Annotated in this window: 15 protein-coding genes and 1 tRNA gene; 5 read left to right on the top strand and 11 right to left on the bottom strand. The window is 68.6% G+C overall.

Annotated elements, in window-relative coordinates; genetic code table 11:
* Positions 1–74: 74 nt before the first annotated feature.
* Positions 75–1484: a sugar porter family MFS transporter gene (locus IEY17_RS20685; protein WP_188990269.1), complete on the bottom strand. Its 1410-nt coding sequence runs from the start codon at positions 1482–1484 to the stop codon at positions 75–77.
* Positions 1485–1697: 213 nt separating this feature from the next.
* The gene (dcd, locus tag IEY17_RS20680; RefSeq protein WP_188990267.1) at positions 1698–2279 is read right to left on the bottom strand and encodes a dCTP deaminase; all 582 of its coding nucleotides are present in this window, start codon (positions 2277–2279) and stop codon (positions 1698–1700) included.
* 92 nt (positions 2280–2371) lie between these two features.
* Between dcd and IEY17_RS20675 the strand changes: the two genes are divergently transcribed.
* Positions 2372–2442 (top strand) — tRNA-Gly (locus IEY17_RS20675).
* A gap of 187 nt (positions 2443–2629) precedes the next feature.
* Here the strand turns inward: IEY17_RS20675 and IEY17_RS20670 are convergent.
* From IEY17_RS20670 to IEY17_RS20650, 5 genes are read right to left on the bottom strand one after another with little or no spacing between them, the layout of a single operon-like run.
* Entirely contained in the window at positions 2630–2845 is a 216-nt protein-coding gene (locus tag IEY17_RS20670; protein ID WP_188990265.1) for a ferredoxin, read from the bottom strand.
* The gene (locus IEY17_RS20665) at positions 2842–4215 is read right to left on the bottom strand and encodes a cytochrome P450 (protein ID WP_188990263.1); all 1374 of its coding nucleotides are present in this window, start codon (positions 4213–4215) and stop codon (positions 2842–2844) included. Before IEY17_RS20665 ends, IEY17_RS20670 begins: the two co-directional genes overlap by 4 nt.
* Positions 4216–4253: 38 nt before the next feature.
* Positions 4254–5210, bottom strand: a complete 957-nt coding sequence (gene cyc2, locus IEY17_RS20660; protein WP_188990261.1) for a terpentetriene synthase — start codon at positions 5208–5210, stop codon at positions 4254–4256.
* A gap of 47 nt (positions 5211–5257) precedes the next feature.
* Complete coding sequence (locus tag IEY17_RS20655; RefSeq protein WP_188990259.1) at positions 5258–6775, bottom strand: hypothetical protein; 1518 nt, start codon at positions 6773–6775, stop codon at positions 5258–5260.
* A 31-nt stretch (positions 6776–6806) separates the two neighbouring features.
* Positions 6807–7958: a polyprenyl synthetase family protein gene (locus IEY17_RS20650; protein WP_188990257.1), complete on the bottom strand. Its 1152-nt coding sequence runs from the start codon at positions 7956–7958 to the stop codon at positions 6807–6809.
* 473 nt (positions 7959–8431) lie between these two features.
* Between IEY17_RS20650 and IEY17_RS20645 the strand changes: the two genes are divergently transcribed.
* Positions 8432–9700 (top strand): cytochrome P450, encoded by a 1269-nt coding sequence (locus IEY17_RS20645; RefSeq protein ID WP_188990255.1) that lies wholly within the window; start codon positions 8432–8434, stop codon positions 9698–9700.
* Between the two features lie 77 nt (positions 9701–9777).
* Here IEY17_RS20645 and IEY17_RS20640 read toward each other — a convergent pair whose 3' ends face one another.
* Positions 9778–10158, bottom strand: a complete 381-nt coding sequence (locus tag IEY17_RS20640; RefSeq protein WP_188990253.1) for an SSI family serine proteinase inhibitor — start codon at positions 10156–10158, stop codon at positions 9778–9780.
* A 311-nt stretch (positions 10159–10469) separates the two neighbouring features.
* Complete coding sequence (locus IEY17_RS20635; protein WP_188990251.1) at positions 10470–11522, bottom strand: LCP family protein; 1053 nt, start codon at positions 11520–11522, stop codon at positions 10470–10472.
* A 125-nt stretch (positions 11523–11647) separates the two neighbouring features.
* On the opposite strand from IEY17_RS20635, the gene sigJ reads away from it, so the two are divergent.
* The 3 genes from sigJ (at position 11648) to IEY17_RS20620 (ending at position 13743) form a co-directional block, all read left to right on the top strand.
* The gene (sigJ, locus tag IEY17_RS20630; RefSeq protein ID WP_229680371.1) at positions 11648–12538 is read left to right on the top strand and encodes an RNA polymerase sigma factor SigJ; all 891 of its coding nucleotides are present in this window, start codon (positions 11648–11650) and stop codon (positions 12536–12538) included.
* Between the two features lie 49 nt (positions 12539–12587).
* On the top strand, positions 12588–13025 hold the full coding sequence (locus IEY17_RS20625) for a carboxymuconolactone decarboxylase family protein (protein WP_188990249.1): 438 nt from the start codon (positions 12588–12590) through the stop codon (positions 13023–13025).
* Between the two features lie 103 nt (positions 13026–13128).
* Positions 13129–13743: a hypothetical protein gene (locus IEY17_RS20620; protein WP_188990247.1), complete on the top strand. Its 615-nt coding sequence runs from the start codon at positions 13129–13131 to the stop codon at positions 13741–13743.
* Positions 13744–13760: 17 nt separating this feature from the next.
* On the opposite strand, the gene IEY17_RS20615 is transcribed toward IEY17_RS20620, so the two are convergent.
* Positions 13761–15800 carry a hypothetical protein gene (locus IEY17_RS20615; protein ID WP_188990245.1) on the bottom strand — a complete coding sequence of 680 codons (2040 nt, stop codon included), beginning with the start codon at positions 15798–15800 and terminating at the stop codon, positions 13761–13763.
* A gap of 181 nt (positions 15801–15981) precedes the next feature.
* On the bottom strand, positions 15982–17364 hold the full coding sequence (gene dnaB / locus IEY17_RS20610; protein WP_229680377.1) for a replicative DNA helicase: 1383 nt from the start codon (positions 17362–17364) through the stop codon (positions 15982–15984).
* Positions 17365–17673 lie beyond the last annotated feature (309 nt).

Raw genomic sequence — 17673 nt, 5'->3', positions numbered from 1 at the left:
CGCCCTCGCGAGCTCCCAACTTCATCCCCGGACGGGGGTTCCCAAGTTTTGGGCGGCCCATTTCCGGGACCGGGTCAGCGGCCCATTTCCTCCAGCGAACGGCCCTTGGTCTCCGTCAGGTACCGCACCACGAACAGCGACGAGACCAACGCGAACGCCGCGTACATGTAGTAGGTGGCGGGCAGGTTCCAGTCCCGCAGGCTCGGGAACGTCACGGTCACCAGCCAGTTCGCGACCCAGTTCGTCGCGGTGCTCACGGCCAGCGCCGCGGCCCGGATGCGCACCGGGAACATCTCGCCCAGCAGCACCCACATCACCACACCCCAGGAAGCGGCGAAGAACAGCACGAACGCGCTCGCCGACACCAGCGCGACGGCACCCCACTGGAACGGCAGCCGCGCCTCGTCGCCGACGACCTCGGCGAAGCCGAACGCCCACCCGGTGACGGCCAGCGACACGGCCATCCCGATCGACCCGATCACCAGCAGCGGCTTGCGGCCGATCCGGTCGACCAGGGCGACGGCCACGAACGTGCCGCCGATGTTCACGATCGACGTGAACAGGCTCAGCAGCAGGGAGGAGCTCTCGTCGATGCCCACCGAGTGCCACAGTGACGACGAGTAGTAGAAGATCACGTTGATGCCGACGAACTGCTGCAACGCGGCGATGGCCATGCCGGCCCACACGATCGGCAGCACCCCGAACCGGCCGCGCAGGTCGCTCAACCGCGGCTTGTGCTCGCCGCCCAGCGCGGCCTGGATCTCGGTGATTTTCTCGTCGGGGTCACCGGACTCCACCTGCGCCAGGATCTCCCGCGCCCGCTCAAGCCTGCCCACCGCCACCAGGTACCGCGGCGACTCGGGGATCGTTGACGCCACGACCAGGTAGACCAGCGCGGGGACCGCGGCCGCCCCGAGCATCCACTGCCACGCCTGCAGCGGTCCGAGCATCCCCGACGCACTACCGCCCGCGGCCTCCGCCAGCGCGTAGTTCACCAGCTGCGACACCGCGATGCCGAGCACGATCGCCAACTGCTGCAACGACGCCAACCGACCCCGGTACGCCGCGGGCGCGACCTCGGCGATGTAGGCGGGTGCGATCACGGAGGCGATGCCGATGGCGACACCGCCGACAACCCGCCAGATGGCCAGGTCCCAGACCGCGAACGGCACGGCCGAGGCGACGGCGCTGACGATGAACAGCACGGCGGCCAGCTGCATGACCCGGATGCGCCCGATCCGGTCGGCCAGCCCGCCGGCGACACCGGCGCCGACCGCGGAACCCAGCAGCGCCGAGGAGACGGTCAACCCGGTCAGCGCGGGACCGACGTCGAAGTATTCCTGGATCGCGTCCACCCCACCGTTGATGACGGAGGTGTCGTAGCCGAAGAGGAATCCGCCGAGCGCCGCAGCGCCGGCGATCATGACGACGTGCCCGAGGTGCTCCGTGGTAGCGCTCGAGGCACGCGACTGAGTTGCGGACATCGCGTTCTCCTGCGCCCGCACGCCGTCCCGCCACGGTGCGGGATCGTTCCAGAGCGCCGGGCGGAGGAGAGCGTAAGTTCTGAACCCCTACTTTCCTGACACGATTCAGGGTGAACTAGCTCACCGTTCCGGCCGGGTGGCCACACCGGGGCACCACCGCGCCACGACCGATGCAAGCATGATCCACAAGGGTGGCGGGCCGGTTGCGGACGGTCACCGGCGGGTGTCGGTGCGCTTGAAGTTCAGGTAGGCGCGGGACGGCGTCGGCCCCCGCTGCCCCTGGTACCGCGAACCGGCCTCCTTCGACCCGTACGGGAAGTCGGCCGGGCTGGACAACCGGAACAGGCACAGCTGCCCGATCTTCATGCCCGGCCACAACGTGATCGGTAGGTTCGCGACGTTGGACAGCTCGAGGGTGATGTGACCGGTGAACCCTGGGTCGATGAACCCGGCGGTGGAGTGTGTCAGCAACCCGAGCCGCCCCAGCGACGACTTGCCCTCCAGGCGCCCGGCCAGGTCGTCGGGCAGCCGCACGGACTCGAAGGTCGACCCGAGTACGAACTCCCCCGGGTGCAGCACGAACGGATCGTCGTCCGGGGTCTCCACCAACGACGTCAGCTCGTCCTGCTGCCGCGAAGGATCGATGTGGGTGTACCGGGTGTTGTCGAAGACCCGGAAGAAGCGGTCCAGCCGGACGTCGATGCTCGACGGCTGGATCATGGCGACATCGAACGGATCGATCTCGAGACGCCCCTCGTCGAGCTCTTTGCGCAGGTCCCGGTCACTCAGCAACACAGGGACAGCGTATCGGCAACCCCGCCTACGATCTTCGACGCCCACCGTGTTAAGCTGTGCAGCGCCTGGGGGCGAAGGCCCACCAGAGCGGTGCGGATGTAGTTCAATGGTAGAACATCAGCTTCCCAAGCTGAGAACGCGGGTTCGATTCCCGTCATCCGCTCAGAGCTGGGAGCCCTGTGTCCGCAGAGTGCGCGGACACAGGGCTCTTCGCTATTTGTTCGGGGGATCGAATTTCCCGGGCCCCCCTACGGCGCGGTGGTCGCGTCGCAGCGGCTCCCCGCTCTGGTCTGCGTTCCCGGCCTGCTCTCGGACCAGCACTCCGGTGGATCGGCCAGTGAGCTGATCCTTCAGTCGTCCACGTGGCGCCAGGAGAGGGCTCCGGAGGGGCACTTGTCGACCGCGTCTCGGACGTCCGGGTTCTTGTCCAGGTCGGTCGCCTGGGCCGCCGGGAGCAACGTCACGTAGCCTTCGGGGTCCTGGTCGAAGTAGTCCGCCGCGGCGATCAGGCACTGGCCCGAACCCACGCACTTCGACCTGTCCACCTGCACCCGGACACCGCTCACTGCTGATCACTCCCGTGGTCGCGCTTGGTGAACACCAGCTTCAGGTCGCGCGGGGACAGCGTGATCGTGGCGTTCATCCTCGGCGACGCCGTTTCGGCCAACCGGAAGTCCCACTTGTGGACCATCATCGCGATGTAGTAGGTGGCCTCCAGCGTCGCGACGCTCTCCCCCAGGCACCGGTACGCCCCGTGGCCGAACGGCATGAACGCCGCCGGGGTGACCTCCGAGCCGTTCCTGTCCAGCCAGCGGTCGGGGTCGAACTCGTTGGCGTGGCTGAAGTTGCGCTCGTCGCGCTGCTGGCCGTAGTGCGAGTACAGCAGCGTGGCCCCTGCCGGGATGGCATAGCCGCCCAGCACGACGTCCTCCGCGGCCTGCCGGGACAGCAGGTACGACGACGGGTACATCCGCAGCGCCTCGAACAGCACGCGCTTGACCGTCGGCAGGTCGTCGCGGCCGATCTCCATCTCGCCCACGCCGCCGCCGTTGACGAGCGCGTCCACCTCCGCGCGGCACTGCGCGAACACCCGCGGGTGGCGCGCCAACTCGTAGCAGGCCCAGCTGACCGTGTTCGCGGTGGTCTCGGTGGAGGCGAACAGCACCGTCGCGGCCTGGTCACGCACCTCGGTCCGCGAGAACCGCTCACCGGTCTCGGGATCCGTCGCGCGGATCAGCATACCGAGCAGGTCCTCCTCCTGCCCGCCCTTGCGCATCCGCTCGTCGATCACCGAGTACAGGTACTGGTTGAACTCATTCAGCAGGCGGCGGAAGTTCCGGTTGGACCGCGTCGGCAGGTGCTTGTACAGGCCGGTCACGTCGACCGCGTGGATCGCGGCGTTGGAGACGAAGACCGGAACGGCCTCCCGCACCAGGTCCAGGACCTCCCGCGGGCAGTCCTCGCCGAACAGCGTCGACGACGTGATGTCGCAGCCGATGCCCAACAGCGGCGGCATCAGGTCGTACGGGGTGCCCTCCGGGATCGAGTCCACGAACTCGGCCATGATCTTGCGCATCACCGGCAGGTGGAGGGCGAGCCTGCGCTGGCTGAACGACGGGAGCATCGTCCGCCGCTGCCGACGGTGCAGATCGCCGGACGTGGTGACGACGCCGTTGCCGACCATGTTGCGCATCTTCTTGAAGTGGATGCCTCGGATGAACTTGTCGGCATCGCTGACCAGCATCTGCGCCAGCAGCTCGTAACTGTTCACGAAGTACGCCGTCTTCGGGCCGATCTTCACCCGGGACACGGGTCCGACGGACCCCGCGGCCTCGATGAAGTCGAACCGCGACCGGAGCAGCAGCGGCAGGTGCCCGAGCACGGGAACGCGCCCGGGGGCCAGTTTCGGCACTTTCGCAGTGGTTGCAGCAGTCATTCTTGTCGGGTTTCCCTTCGTGCGCCGTGCACTCTGTTTCATCCGCGCCCCGATCGCCAGCGGTAGCGATCGGTTTCGGTCGGCCACGTGGCAGCCGCGTAGATCAACGGTCGGTGACATGCCGCGTAATCGAGCAGATCCGCTTCCAGGTCACCGAAATGCGCGCTGCGCTTGATGGATTCCTCGATGCAGTCCAGGTCGACCATCGCCTGCTCGCACTCCTCGCGGACGCGCGCCAGGGCCGTCTCCTCGTCGTAACCGGCGTGGTCGATCAACACCTTCACCGAATTCGACTTGTCCACCGCCCGCTTCTCCCGGTTCCACGAGTAGTAGTCGTTCGACAGGCAGCCGAACCGGGTCACGACGTCGTCGATCGCGCGGCGCACCGGGTGGTCGTCGATCGCGGCGAAACTGCGCCCACCGTTGATCCACTTGTCCAGGACGATCTGGACGTCCATCGTCGAGTAGCAGCGCCGGAGGCTCAAATAGCTCGCCAGCGAGGTCCTGCCGGTGAACTCGTTCCACACCCCCTCCCACTTCATCGCCTCGATGCTGCGCTTGATCTCGTCACCGATCTCCTGGGACGCCTGGGGACCCAGCGACTCATCGAGCAGGACCATGGTGGTTCGCAGCAGTTCGAAAAAGGCGTCGTCGCGCCGCACCGGGGAGGTGCGCCAGGTGTCGACGACCTCCGCGGCACCGGCGAACCACTGGCCCGGAGTCAGCCGGTCGTCGGCCGCGGACGAGTTGTCCCACCGGTCGTCGTTGACGATCAGGCATGCGGTCCACAGGGCGGCGGCCAGCAGTGTTCGCCGGTCCGCCTCGGGGTACACCAGCGCCGCCGCGCCGACGATCTGGGAGCGCCCCGAGATCACGGCCAGGTCCGCGTCGGCGAGGCCCAGCGAGGCGATCAGCGACCGGTAGTCGGCTTCGGCGTCCGCGGCGTGCGGATTCCGCCGACGTTCGTACGCGCACTTGATTGGCAGCAGAGACACTCTCGCGTTCCCGTCTGTGCGTGCTTGTCGAGACCCGGGCGCCGTTGTCAGTACCGGGAAGCGACCGCGCGGCCGCACAGTTCGACCGCGGTGACCAGCCGGTACGGCTTGTACAGGTCCTTGCCCATCCACAACGCCGGCGCCGGTTCCGCCCCGGCGAGGAAACCCTTCGCCAGGGTGATCGCCTTCTTCGCCGCCTCGTCGTCACCGTCCGGGGCGTTCGCGACCAGGCAGTCCAGGGCCAGCACGCCGTAGGCGGTCTCCTCCGACGACACCTCGCCGACGCCCCAACCGCCGTCCAGCGACTGCGAACCGAGCAGCCAGTCCCTGGCCAGCCGGATCGCGTCGCGCACCGGCCCGCTCGGCTGCCGAACACCCACGAGCGCTTCCACGCACGCCGCGGTGGCGTAGTAGGGCGAGATGTGCCACTTGTCGTACCAGCAGCCATCGGCTTTCTGCTGGGCGACCAGCCATTCCGCGCACGATGCCACCACCGGAGCGAACGCGTCGTCGCCCCGGTGCGCCGCGACGTGGTTGAGGTACTCGATCGCGTGCGCGTTCGTCGTTTCCGACGGCGTCTGCTCGGCCCCGTAGGAAACGAAGTGGTCCTCCTCCCAGAACTGCAGCAGCACCTGGGGATCCGTGCGCCTCCCCGACTTCTCGAACGCGAGCAGCGCGTAGGCGGTGTCGTCCCCGTCCGGCGGCAGGCCCGGACCACCGCCGATGCCGGATTGGCCGAACGCGTTCGTCAGTTCGTCCCACAGCGCCTGGGGAACGGGGTTCTGCGGGAAGTACTTCAACGCCAGGTTCACAATCCACAGCAGTTCGAAGTACGGCATCGACGTGCCCATGGGGATCGCGCCGGAATGCCTGGTCTCCACCTCGTCCAGGTACGGGAGGCTGCCGCGTGCGGCCGCCGGACCCACCGCCGACGCCCAGGCGGCGGTGGCGGCCGGTGAACAGCACACCGCACCGTCCGGGGCCGGGGACACCGAGCGCGCGAACTCGGCCGGCAGCGGGTGGAACACCTCCAGCGAGTGCCAGATCTTCTGCGGGATCTTCGCGCCGCGGTCGACGAGGCCGCGCAACGACGCCCAGAATTCCGGTCTCGCCCGAGGCGGCTGCGGAAACACCGGTCCGTCGCCGTCGGATTCGACCGGGCAGTGCCGACGCAGGACGTCACCGGCCGCCTCGACGAGGCTGGGCGCGATCAGCTCCGACGCGACGGTGTCGGGCAGCGGCGGCAGGCCGCCTTCGCCGAGGGCGAGTTCCCAGAGCTGCCTCGACGCCCGCGCCAACGCATCCGCCACCTCCGGCCCGCTGTCGGGTACCGAGGCGAGTCCCGCGATCGCGCTGAGGGTGGGGATCAGCTCGAACCCGTCCGCACCCCACAGGCCGTCGCGCCGCTGTTGCGCCAGCAGGTAGCCGATCTGGCTCCTGGCGACCGCGCGCCGCCCCGACACGCGCAGGTACTGCGCCGTCTCGTACACCGAGGGGCTGAAGGGCGCCGATCGGTTCGCCGCCAGGTCGTTCAGCAGCGCCTGCATCCGGTTGTCGTCACTCATCCGCACCCTCCTGGTTTCGCGCCTGGTCGGGTCAAACCGGGTTGCCGATCCTGGACCGGTACATCTCCGTCGCGTTCGGTTCGACCGACAACCGCTCCAGGTGTGCGGCCAGGCGCTCCTCGAGCCACGGCTCGCAGCCCAGTTCCCGGAGCGCTCGCATCGCCGCACTGGTCGACTTCTCGATCTCGTCGGTGACGTGCTTGACCGCGCCGGAGGTGATGAGGATTTCCCTGACCTGCTCGATCTCCGCCAGGTCCATGTCCGGTCGCCCGACGGTGCGCAGCAGCGCGTCCACGTCCGCCGGGCTGGCCGCGGCCACGGCGTAGCGCATGAGCTCGGTCGGCTTGCCACACTCGAGATCGGTCGTCCCCGACTTGCCCGCCGACCCGTCGTCGAACGCCCCGATGAGGTCGTCCCGCAGCTGGAACGCCCGGCCCAGCGGGAGCGCGAGGTGCCGGCAGCGGTCGATCACCTCGTCGGTCGCGCCGACCATGGCGGCGCCGATCTGCATGGGGCGCAGGAAGGTGTACCGCGCGGTCTTGTACTCGATGATCCTGGACGTGATCTCCTCGGTGAGATCGCGCAGCCGTCGCTCGTAGCAGATGTCCAGCGCCTGCCCGACCATGATCTCGGTCTTCATCTGGTCGAACAGCGCCCGCGCGGCCCGCGCGCCCGGGCAGCCGTCGAGCCCGGCCTGGAACAGCATGTCCGCCCAGCACAGCACCAGGTCACCGGCGACGATGGCCAGGCTGCGCGCCTGCTGCTCCGGCTCGCCGTGGTCCGGCAGCGGCTCCGCGCCGGCACCGTACATCCGGTGAAGGCTGGGACTGCCGCGCCTGGTCTCGGCGTTGTCGATGATGTCGTCGTGGATGAGCGCGAAGGTGTGGAACAGTTCCAGCGCCGTCGCGACCCGCGCGAGCGCGCCGTCCAATTCCCGCGCACCGCCGAGCGCCGCACCGTACACCACGAACAGCGGTCGGATCCGCTTGCCGCTGGCGAACACCATGCTTGCCAACGGGCCCGCTATCGCGCCGTCCCGCACCTCGGCGATCGGTCCGAGCGAGGGCTCGGTGAAGTCCCGCAGTGACTGGTCAATGAACCCGACGAGCTCGGACTCCGAATGCGCCCGAATCTCCCCGCGGCTTTCCCGTGGCGCCAGCACGGTCCGCCCGTTTCCGTACATAGCCGTTCACCGCACCTTCCCCAGCAGCACATGCGTGCGTTGTCCGGCGCATGTGTCATTCCACGCCGAACCCGACGGAAAACTTTCGTTCACCGGTGCGCAATGTCAGTTGTGAGGACGCGCCTCGAAATGCACAACGGCCCCAGAGTCAACTGCCCCCGCAACCCTGTGGCTGCCGTTTCCACTTCCGCGAGAATCGCGATCAATCTTCACCGTGGATGAACTTCCTGGCAAGCACCCGAACGTGTCAGCTGACGCGGCCGATGGTGGGCACACGCGACTACGCAAAGTCAACCAACGTGCGAGCATTTCGACGCTGTTCGACCGGACAGCGGTATTCCGCTCACCCGAACGCCCGACCGCTAATAGTGGCCAAACACCCGTTCGCACCAGCGACAATCAGCACGAAGATGACGTACTCTTGGCCATCGCATCACCGGACGCTGCTGCGGCCAGGAGGAGAAGCAGTCATCATGCCCGGTACTGAGACACGGTTTCCGGTATACGATCTGATCTCGCCCGAGAAGGGCCGGGACCCCATTTCGGAACTCCGCGAACTTCGCGAGCGGACGCCCATCGCCTGGGTTCCCGTACTCGACGCCGCTCTGCTCACCCGGCATGCCGATATCGTCAGCGTGCTGAAAGATCACCGGATGGCGCCCGCCAACCTCACGCAGGGCATGCGACTGCTCACCCCGGAGCAGCAGGCCGAGCTGATGCCGCTGCGCAGGGCCGTCGAGAAGTGGATGGGGCACACCAACAGCGCGGACCACCAGCGATTCATCGGGCTGCTCAAGCGCTATTTCACGCCGGCCATGGTGAACCGGCTCCGACCGCGGGTGCGCGAGCTGACGCACGAACTGCTCGACGCGGTGGAACCGAAGGGGCGCATGGATCTGGTCTCCGACGTCGCGTATCCGTTGCCCGCCGCCGTCATCGCGGAAATGCTCGGCGTTCCGCCCGACAACCGGAAGCAACTGCTGTCCTGGTCGGCCGACATCGCGGCGATCGCCGAAATCGTCAGCTACGACCGGCTGGCGGCCTGCCAGCGCAGTTTGCTGGCGATGCAGGAGTACATGCTGGAACTGGTCGAGGAGCGCCGGAGTTCACCCCGGGATGATCTGATCAGCATGTTCGTCGCCGCCGAGCGGGAAGGCGTGGTGGACGAGCCGGAAATCCTGTCCAACTGCGTGATGCTGCTCTTCTCCGGGCACGAGACGACCGGCGGGCTGATCACCAACGGACTGGTGCAGCTGTTCGAGAACCCGGATCAACTCGAACTGCTGAAATCGAATCCGGAACTGACGCCAGGGGCGGTTGAAGAAATGCTGCGGCTGGCCGGACCGGCATCCATGATCACCCGGTTCAGCACCGAGCCCGTCGAGGTCGCCGGATATTCCTTCCCAGCGGGGCAGCAGTTCCTGCTGGCGCTGAGCGCCGCCAACCGGGACCCGGAAGTGTTCCCCGACCCGGATCGGTTCGACGCCACGCGGACGCCGAACAAGCACGTCGCATTCGCCACCGGCCTGTTCCACTGCCTCGGCGCGGCGCTGGCGAGGATGGAAGGCGACGAGTTCTTCCGCATCCTGCTCTCCCGCTTCCCGAACGTCTGCCCGGGTTACGACGAGCCGGCCTGGCAACCGGTGTTCCTCATCAGCCGCCGCCTGAAGACCCTTCCGGTCAACCTGTTCGGCAACGACGCGCCTGCCGTCAGCGACGAACACCACGCGGCCGCGAACTGACACTGGCGCACGAAAGGGGTGGGCTTCCACATTGGGGAGCCCCCACCGCCCCGGCGTGGGGCGGTGGGCGGCGGGGATCAGAACTCGAAGACCGCGCTGGTCTTGGCCTTCATCGTGCAGGGGTTGGAGAACGTCTCCTCGGCGCTGAAGGGGTTGCCCTTCCAGCGGCCTTCGGCCTTCACCGTCACCGGGTCGTACTCCATCGTGCAGACCCTGGCGTTCGGGGCCATGCGGCGGAAGTCCCCGTCGACCGCGTCCAGTTGGTCACAGGCCAGGCTCGCGTGGGCGTGCGTTCCGCCCGCCGGGTGACAGGTGAGCAGCGCCGTCCGGGTTTCCGACCGCGTCGTCAGCGTCAGGTGCAGGACGCTGGAGTCGTCCGCCGGCGCCGCTGTTGCGGCCGCCGGGAACAGGGCGGTGCCGAGGATCACGGTCGCTGCGATGGATGTGCGGATCAACATTCTCGGTTGCCTTCCGGACAGAGGGGATGGCGCAACACCGACGTCGCGTTGCGCGTGGAGTGCGTTGACCCGTCACGGCGGTGCGCGGTCCGCGTCGGCGTGCTCAACTGCTCCGCGCCGCGCGAATCGCACTCACCGAACGGGCTTGGAAAGATTCGGCAGAAGCTCGTGCCGACCCGCCATGGTGCGGGTACCCAGGGAACGTAATCCACTACCCGGAGTAGTTTTCGTTAGCCCAATCCGGTGAGCTTCGACGACAATGAGCAGTCGGCGACGTCAGTTTCGGCAGCGGGGCAGCGACCCCGCGAGCATCACCGCAGAATCACGTCCTCGGGCACCGGCGCGTCGGTGCTGAGGGCGTCGAAGAGCTCGCTCGCCCTCTGCTTGTGCCACTGGTGGGCGGAGCTGTCGGTCACCGGGACCGTCGTGGTCACCACCTCGCCGGACGAGATGCCCCGCATGGCCCAGGCCAGCGACAGCAGGTCGCCCAGACCGTCGGACTCGAGCATCGTCAACGCCGACGCCCCGGCGTCCGCCAGCTGGTAGGTGGCGAACGGGTTGACCAGGGTGCCGAAGCTCGACGCCTCCGACGCCAGGGCGCCGATGAACCTGCGCTGGTTGGCCACGCGGTCCAGGTCGGAGCGCGGGGTGGCCGAGCTGTAGCGCATCCGGACGAACGTCAGCGCCTGCGCCCCGTCCAGCTCCTGGCACCCGGCCGGCAGGGTCTGACCGGTCTTGTCGTCGTGCATCTGTTGGTCCAGGCACATCTCGACACCGCCGACCGCGTCCACCATCTGCGCGAAGCCGCCGAAGCCGATCTCCGCGTAGTGGTCGATGCGCAGGCCCGTCGCCTGCTCCACCGTCCGGGCCAGCAGGTGCGGGCCGCCGATCGCGAAGGCCGCGTTGATGAGGTCGCGGCCGTGGCCCGGGATCGGCACCTGCGAGTCGCGGGGGATGCTGACCAGCGTCGGGGCGGTGGAGTTGTCCGGCAGATGCGCGATCAGGATCGTGTCGGTGCGCTGGCCGTCCGCGTCGCCGACGTGCAGCTGCTCCGCCGTCTCCGGGTCCAGTCCCTCGCGGCTGTCCGAGCCGACGATCAGCCAGTTCGTGCCCGCGCCCGCCGCCGGGCGCCCCGGGTAGTCGGGGAAGGCGTCGATGCGGTGGATCGCCGCGTCCGCGTGGAACCACAGCCAGCCGCCGAACACCAGCGGGAACAGCAGGACGACAAGCAGCACCGCGACGATCACCCGCCGACGGGAACGCCGCGGCGCGCGGGCCGGAGTCTCCGGGCGCGGCGCCGCGGCACGCGTCGCAGGGCGCGGCGCGCGGGCGCTCCAGTCATTCCGGTACTCATCGGTGTTCATGCTCAAAAGACGCCCCGCCCGCGCGCAGGTTGCTTCCCGCGCCCCTTGCGCAGCACAGCATCCCGGGCACTCTGCCTGGGCACCGGGGCCGGGTCCGTCCGGGGCGGGCGTAACCTCACGTCATCGTGGACGAAGCGATGGCGGCACCCGAGGCGTTGGTGGCGGGGTGGGCGGAGCACCGGCCGGCGGTGTTCGGCGTGGCGTACCGGTTGTTGGGCAGCGTGGCCGACGCGGAGGACGTCGTGCAGGACGTGTGGCTGCGCGCCGCGGGCGCCGACCTGGGCGAGGTCGCCGACCTTCGGGCGTGGCTGGTGACCGTGGCCGCGCGGCGCGCCTACGACATCCTCAAGTCGGCGCGGGTGCGCCGGGAGAGCTACGTCGGCCCGTGGCTGCCGGAACCGCTGCTGACCGGTTCGGACGCCTCCGAACCGGTGCTGGTCGACGAGTCGGTGGGCACGGCGATGCTGCTGGTCATGGAGCGGTTGAGCCCGCCGGAGCGGGTGGCGTTCGTGCTGCACGACGTCTTCGGCGTCGAGTTCGGCCAGATCGCCGAGGTGCTTGGCAGCTCACCGGCCGCAGCCCGCAAGCTGGCGTCGCGGGCGCGGCGGCGCGTCACCGAGGAGCGGGAGCCCGCGCCGCTGACCCGGGCGGAGCGAGAACGGCTGGTCACGGCCTTCCGGGCCGCCTACGAGACCGGGGATCTCGCCACGCTGGTGTCGCTCATGCACCCGGACGCCGTCTACACGACCGACGGCGGCGGGCAGGTCCACGCCGCGCGCAAGCTGATCCGCGGTGGTCAGCGCATCGCGGGGGTGCTGGTGCGGGTCGGTCGCCGCTGGGCGCCGAACCGCATCGACCTCGTCGAGGTGGGCGGCGAACCGGCGCTGCTGTTCCACCGGATGGGCCGGGTGTTCGCGGTCGACACGTTCGACTTCGCCGACGGCCGGATCATCGCCTACCGGCGGGTGCTCAACCCCGAGAAGCTCACCCACCTCCAGGCGGTCACACCCGGATAGGTCACCTCGTCTCCCTGGCGAGAAACCCACCGAACGGGGAGAGGACACGATGGCACGCCTGAACATGTCCGAAGCGGCACCGGAACCGTACCTGGCGTTCCGTCAGGCCGACGGCGCGATTCGCAAGGGCCCGCTGGCGGAGAAGGTCCGGGAGCTGGTGAAGCTGCGGGTGTCGCAGGTCAACGGCTGCGTCTACTGCGTCGACAAGCACGCCGCGGAGGCGCGGCGCAGCGGGGAGACCGAGGACCGGCTCACACACCTACCGGTGTGGCGGGAGTCGGAGCTGTTCGACGAGCGGGAACGTGCCGCGCTGGCCTACGCCGAGGCCGTCACCACACAGCGCCACGTCGACGACGAGCTGTGGGACGAGGCGCGCAAGCAGTTCCCCGACAAAGCGGAGCTCGGCCACCTGGTCGCCCAGGTGGCGCTGATCAACGCGCTGAACATGCTGGGCGTGCCGCTGCGGATGAAGCCGCCGCGGCACTGACCGGGGCGGGGGAGCGGGCGCCCGCTCCCCCGCATCAGCGGAACTCGTCAGCCACGACCGCCCGGCGCGGGGCGGCCAGGCAGCCGTCCTAAGCTAGTGGGCCGTGACGAACCCCCAAGGTCCCGGCCATGCGGGTTTTCCGCCCGGGCAGCCCGGATTCCCGACCGGCGGCACCATGAAGCGGCCAGGCTCGCTGACCGCTGCGCTGCTGATCGCGATCATCGCGCCCGTCCTGGCGATCGTCCTGCTCGCGGTGAACTTCCTGACCACGCTCGGCTGGCTCAACAGCATCATCGACGGCAGCATCAACAAGACCAACGGCGAGTCGTCCACGGACGGCATCCGCACCGCCGCGGAAGGCGCCGTCGTGGTGGGCACGGGCGGATTCATCGCACTGCTCGTGCTGTTCCTGATCTGCACCGTGCTCTGGGTGGTGTGCGGCATCAAGATGCACCGCGGCAGCAGCGGCGCGCGGGCTTTCCTGACGGTGCTGGGAATCCTGTGGCTGGTGTCCGGCGTCCTCGGACTCATCGGCGCAGCGCTGGGCATGGGCGCGCTGCGCAGCTACATCGAGCAGTCCTATGACATGGGGATCCCGACGTCGTTCGACCTGTGGGGCTACGCCCAGGCCGGTGTGGCGGTGCTGGCGATGACGGTTTTCCTGATCCTGGCCTACCTCCCGGCCTCGACGAACTACCTCAGGGCCGCACGCCGCTGACCGGCTGGCCGATTCCGCTACCGGTCCGTCTCCCGGACGTACCGGTAGTGGTCGCGGGCCAGGCGACCCAGGTCGCGCAGCACCGGGCGGACGATCCCCGCACCCTGCTGCGGTGACATGTCCGACGCCGCAACCGGTTCCTGCAAGCGCAGCAGCCGGTAACCGAGTGACCGGGCATGCTGGTACTCGGCGATGCCCAGCAACACCGTGGTGACCAGCCCGAAGATGTTCAGCGCGAGCCACAACGCGAACGGAACGTTCTTGGTGTCGCCCTCGACGAACTCCTGGATGCTGATCGACACCGCGAACACGGTGCCCGCCAGCGGCGCCAGCAGTGGGTTGACCTCGCTCATCCACAAGCAGGTGCGCACGGCCCAGTAGAACGTGCAGACCACGAACGGCACGCACCACAGCAACGCGAGGACGCCCAGCAGAACCAGCGGCAACGCCAGCAGACCGGTCGGGAAGGCGGCGACAACGGCGATCAACACCGCCACGCAGCCGATGATGATCCCGATCGGCAGCGGAATGGCCACGACCAACGCGACCACGGCCCGCTGGACCATCCGCACGAACCCCTGCCACAGCTGCGGCCCGTTGCCGTTGCGCCGCGCGTCGAGCGCCAGCAGGATCGGCAGCGGCGTGATGAACACGGCAAGCCCGATGGTGGCGAGCCCCTTCGTCGTCAGGTCCCAGGCCAGATCCACCGGGCCCCGGAATCCGACCGTGGTGGCCACGACGACGACCAACCCGGCCACGGTGCGCCAGAAGCCGAGCCGATCCAGCAGGCGATCCCGCGGCAGCGACCCGACTTCGGGCTTGAACAGGTATCTGGCTGTCAACCACGGCATGACCACCACGGCGAACATTCCCGGCTGGGTCTTCGTCGCAGTGGTGGGTGCGGGAGTCCGCTTTCGCGGCACGACGCGGGCGAACGGCTTGGCGATCCCGCGTCCCACGACCGCGAAGAACGTGCCGACAGCTGCCGCGATGCCACGCATCCGCCGCCAGCGGCGCGGCGCTTCGGGCCGCACGACAGCGCTGTCCTGCGGCACCGGGTCCGGCCCGCCGCGAATCCGGAAGCCGACCACCCGCGCCCGCCGGAACTCGAATGCCGCGAGCACCAGCATCCCGGCGACTCCGCAGCCGAGCAGCACCAACCACCAAACCAACGGCACGCCCTTGGCGTCGAGCTCGGCCATCTCCTGGCCGGCGATCAGCACCGTCAACGAGACCGAACCGATCGGCCCGAGCAGCGGGTGGATCTCGCCCAGCCACAGCCCGGACCTCGCCGCCCAGTACACGGCGCAACCGCCGAAGAGGGGAAACCAGACGAAGCCGATCAGTACCCCGATGCTGCTGGTGAGCGCGTTGCCCTCGGCGTCGGAGTCGGAGATGACTGTTCTGCCGTCCTCATAGCGGGTGACGGTGGTGCCGTCCGCGTTGCGCGTCTCCTCGTAGTGGGTGGTGGTTCTGTGGCCGTTCTCGTCGTAGGTGATCTCGACACCGTGCTGCACCGACGGGGTTTCATGGGTGCAGGCCCACACCACCAGCAACGATAACGCGATACAGACCGCACCGAGCGGCAGCCGCCACAGCATCCGCGGCGCACCCGGCAGCAACGCGCGCCGACGACCGGATCGCGTCACCACGAGCAGCACGACGAACAGCACCGGAGCGAGCAACACGGCAGGCAACCAGAGGTGCTTCAGGACGCTCCACGAGTCGGCGAGCACGTCCCTCGGCTGCCGGAAGTCAACGGTCGCCAGCGTCACCACCAGCACGGCGAGCAGCGCCCGCGACGACGACAGCAGCGTCAGCTTCCGGTCTCGGACCCGTTCACCGGTTTTCGGCTTGAGCAGGAACCGCGCCGCCAGCCACGGTGCGACAACGGTCAGCACCACCCGCTTGGCCTGGTCCTGCCAGCTCTTCCGCTGGACGAACCACGGCTGCGGCGGCGGAACCGGGTAGTGCTGCGGCGGATACGGCTGCCACCCCCTCGGCTGCTCGACCACGTACCCCCGATCGCTGGCTCTTCGCGGTTGCCGATCGGCCACGCCGCCACACTGGCATCACGACCATGGATCGGGAACACACGAAGATCGCAATCACCCGATCCGACGACTCACTGCCTGTGGGGCAGACACGCCAGGTGCGGACGTGCATCGGTCTGGGGGGCTGGATCGGGACGTGAACGCGGCTCAACGTCGATCACCGGTTTCCGGGCCGGCGAGGAAGTCAATCCTGGGCCATGTCCACGAAGCGGCTGTAGTGCAGCTGGTGGGCGACCGTGATGGTGGCCGTCGGACCGGCGCGGTGCTTGGCCAGGATCAGGTCCGCCTCGCCCATGCGCGGGTCGTCCCGCTCGAAGGCGTCCGGTCGGTGGATCAGGATCACCAGGTCCGCGTCCTGCTCCAGGCTGCCTGATTCGCGGAGGTCGGCGAGCTGGGGCTTTTTGTCGGTGCGCTGCTCCGGGCCTCGGTTCAGCTGGGAGATCGCCACCAGGGGGACCTCGAGTTCCTTGGCCAGCAGCTTGAGGTTCCGGGAGAACTCCGAGACTTCCTGCTGGCGGGACTCGACGCGCTTGCCGGAGGTCATCAGCTGCATGTAGTCGACCACGACGAGCCGGATGTCGTGGCGCTGCTTGAGCCGCCGCGCCTTCGCGCGGATCTCCATCATCGTCAGGTTCGGCGAGTCGTCGATGAACAGCGGCGCCTCGCTGATCTCGCTCATGCGCCGCGCCAACCGGGTCCAGTCGTCATCGGTCATCCGGCCGCCGCGCATGTCACTGAGCCGGATCCGCGCCTCTGCGGACAACATGCGCATGACGATCTCGGTACGCCCCATCTCCAGCGAGAAGATGACGCTGCCCATCCCATGCTTGATCGAACACGACCTGGCGAAATCCAGTCCCAGGGTCGACTTGCCCACACCCGGTCGCGCCGCGACGATGATCATCTGGCCGGGGTGGAGACCGTTGGTGACGGCGTCGAGGTCCGCGAAACCCGTGGGGACGCCCTGGGATTCGCCTCCGCGGGAGGCGATCGCGTCGATCTCGTCCATCGTCGGCTGGAGGAGTTCCTCCAGGGCCGCGTAGTCCTCGCTGGTGCGGCGTTCCGTGACGTCGTAGATCGCCGCCTGCGCGCGGTCCACGATCTCCTCGATCGCCGCGCCCTCGGCGCCGTGGTAGCCGAGCTGCACGATGCGGGTGCCCGCCTCCACCAGGCGGCGCAGGATCGCCTTCTCCGCGACGATCTCGGCGTAGTAGCCCGCGTTCGCGGCTGTGGGGACCGTGGCGATCAGGGTGTGCAGGTACGGGGCGCCGCCCACCTTGAGCAGTTCCTGGCGGCGTTCCAGCTCCGCCGAGACGGTGATCGGGTCCGCCGGCTCGCCACGGCCGTAGAGGTCCAGGATGCAGTCATAGATGGCCTGGTGCGCGGGCCGGTAGAAGTCGTTGGGACGCAACACCTCGACGACGTCGGCGATCGCGTCCTTGCTGAGCATCATGCCGCCGAGCACCGACTGCTCCGCGGCCAGGTCCTGCGGGGGCTGCCGTTCGAAAGTGCCGCCGTGGGCTCCGCCGTCGCTGGCGAAGTACGGATCTTCCCGCTCGTCGGGCACCGCCACCGGACCCCGTCACCTCCTCCGGCGCCGAGTCGCACACCATCACGCGCAGTGGGCACGCCGCACGCGCGCGAAGCTAGATCGCCCGCATGGAGCAGGCAAGTCAAGCTGTGGACAAAGCTCGGGACAACTTGTGGATAGCCTGCGGTCAGCCTGTGGACAACTCACACGAGCCTGCTGGGCAGCTGGGGATAACTTGGGGACAACTCATGTTGATCACCGAGAAACCCCAGGTCAGCCCGTGTGCAACGGCTGTGGAAGAAATTCGTGGAAAACTCCCGGCGTGTTGCGCGCCCCGGCGTGTCG

It is taken from the genome of Saccharopolyspora thermophila (genome assembly GCF_014646075.1).
GTDB lineage: Bacteria > Actinomycetota > Actinomycetes > Mycobacteriales > Pseudonocardiaceae > Saccharopolyspora > Saccharopolyspora thermophila.
This window is presented reverse-complemented; position numbering and strand designations above follow the sequence as displayed.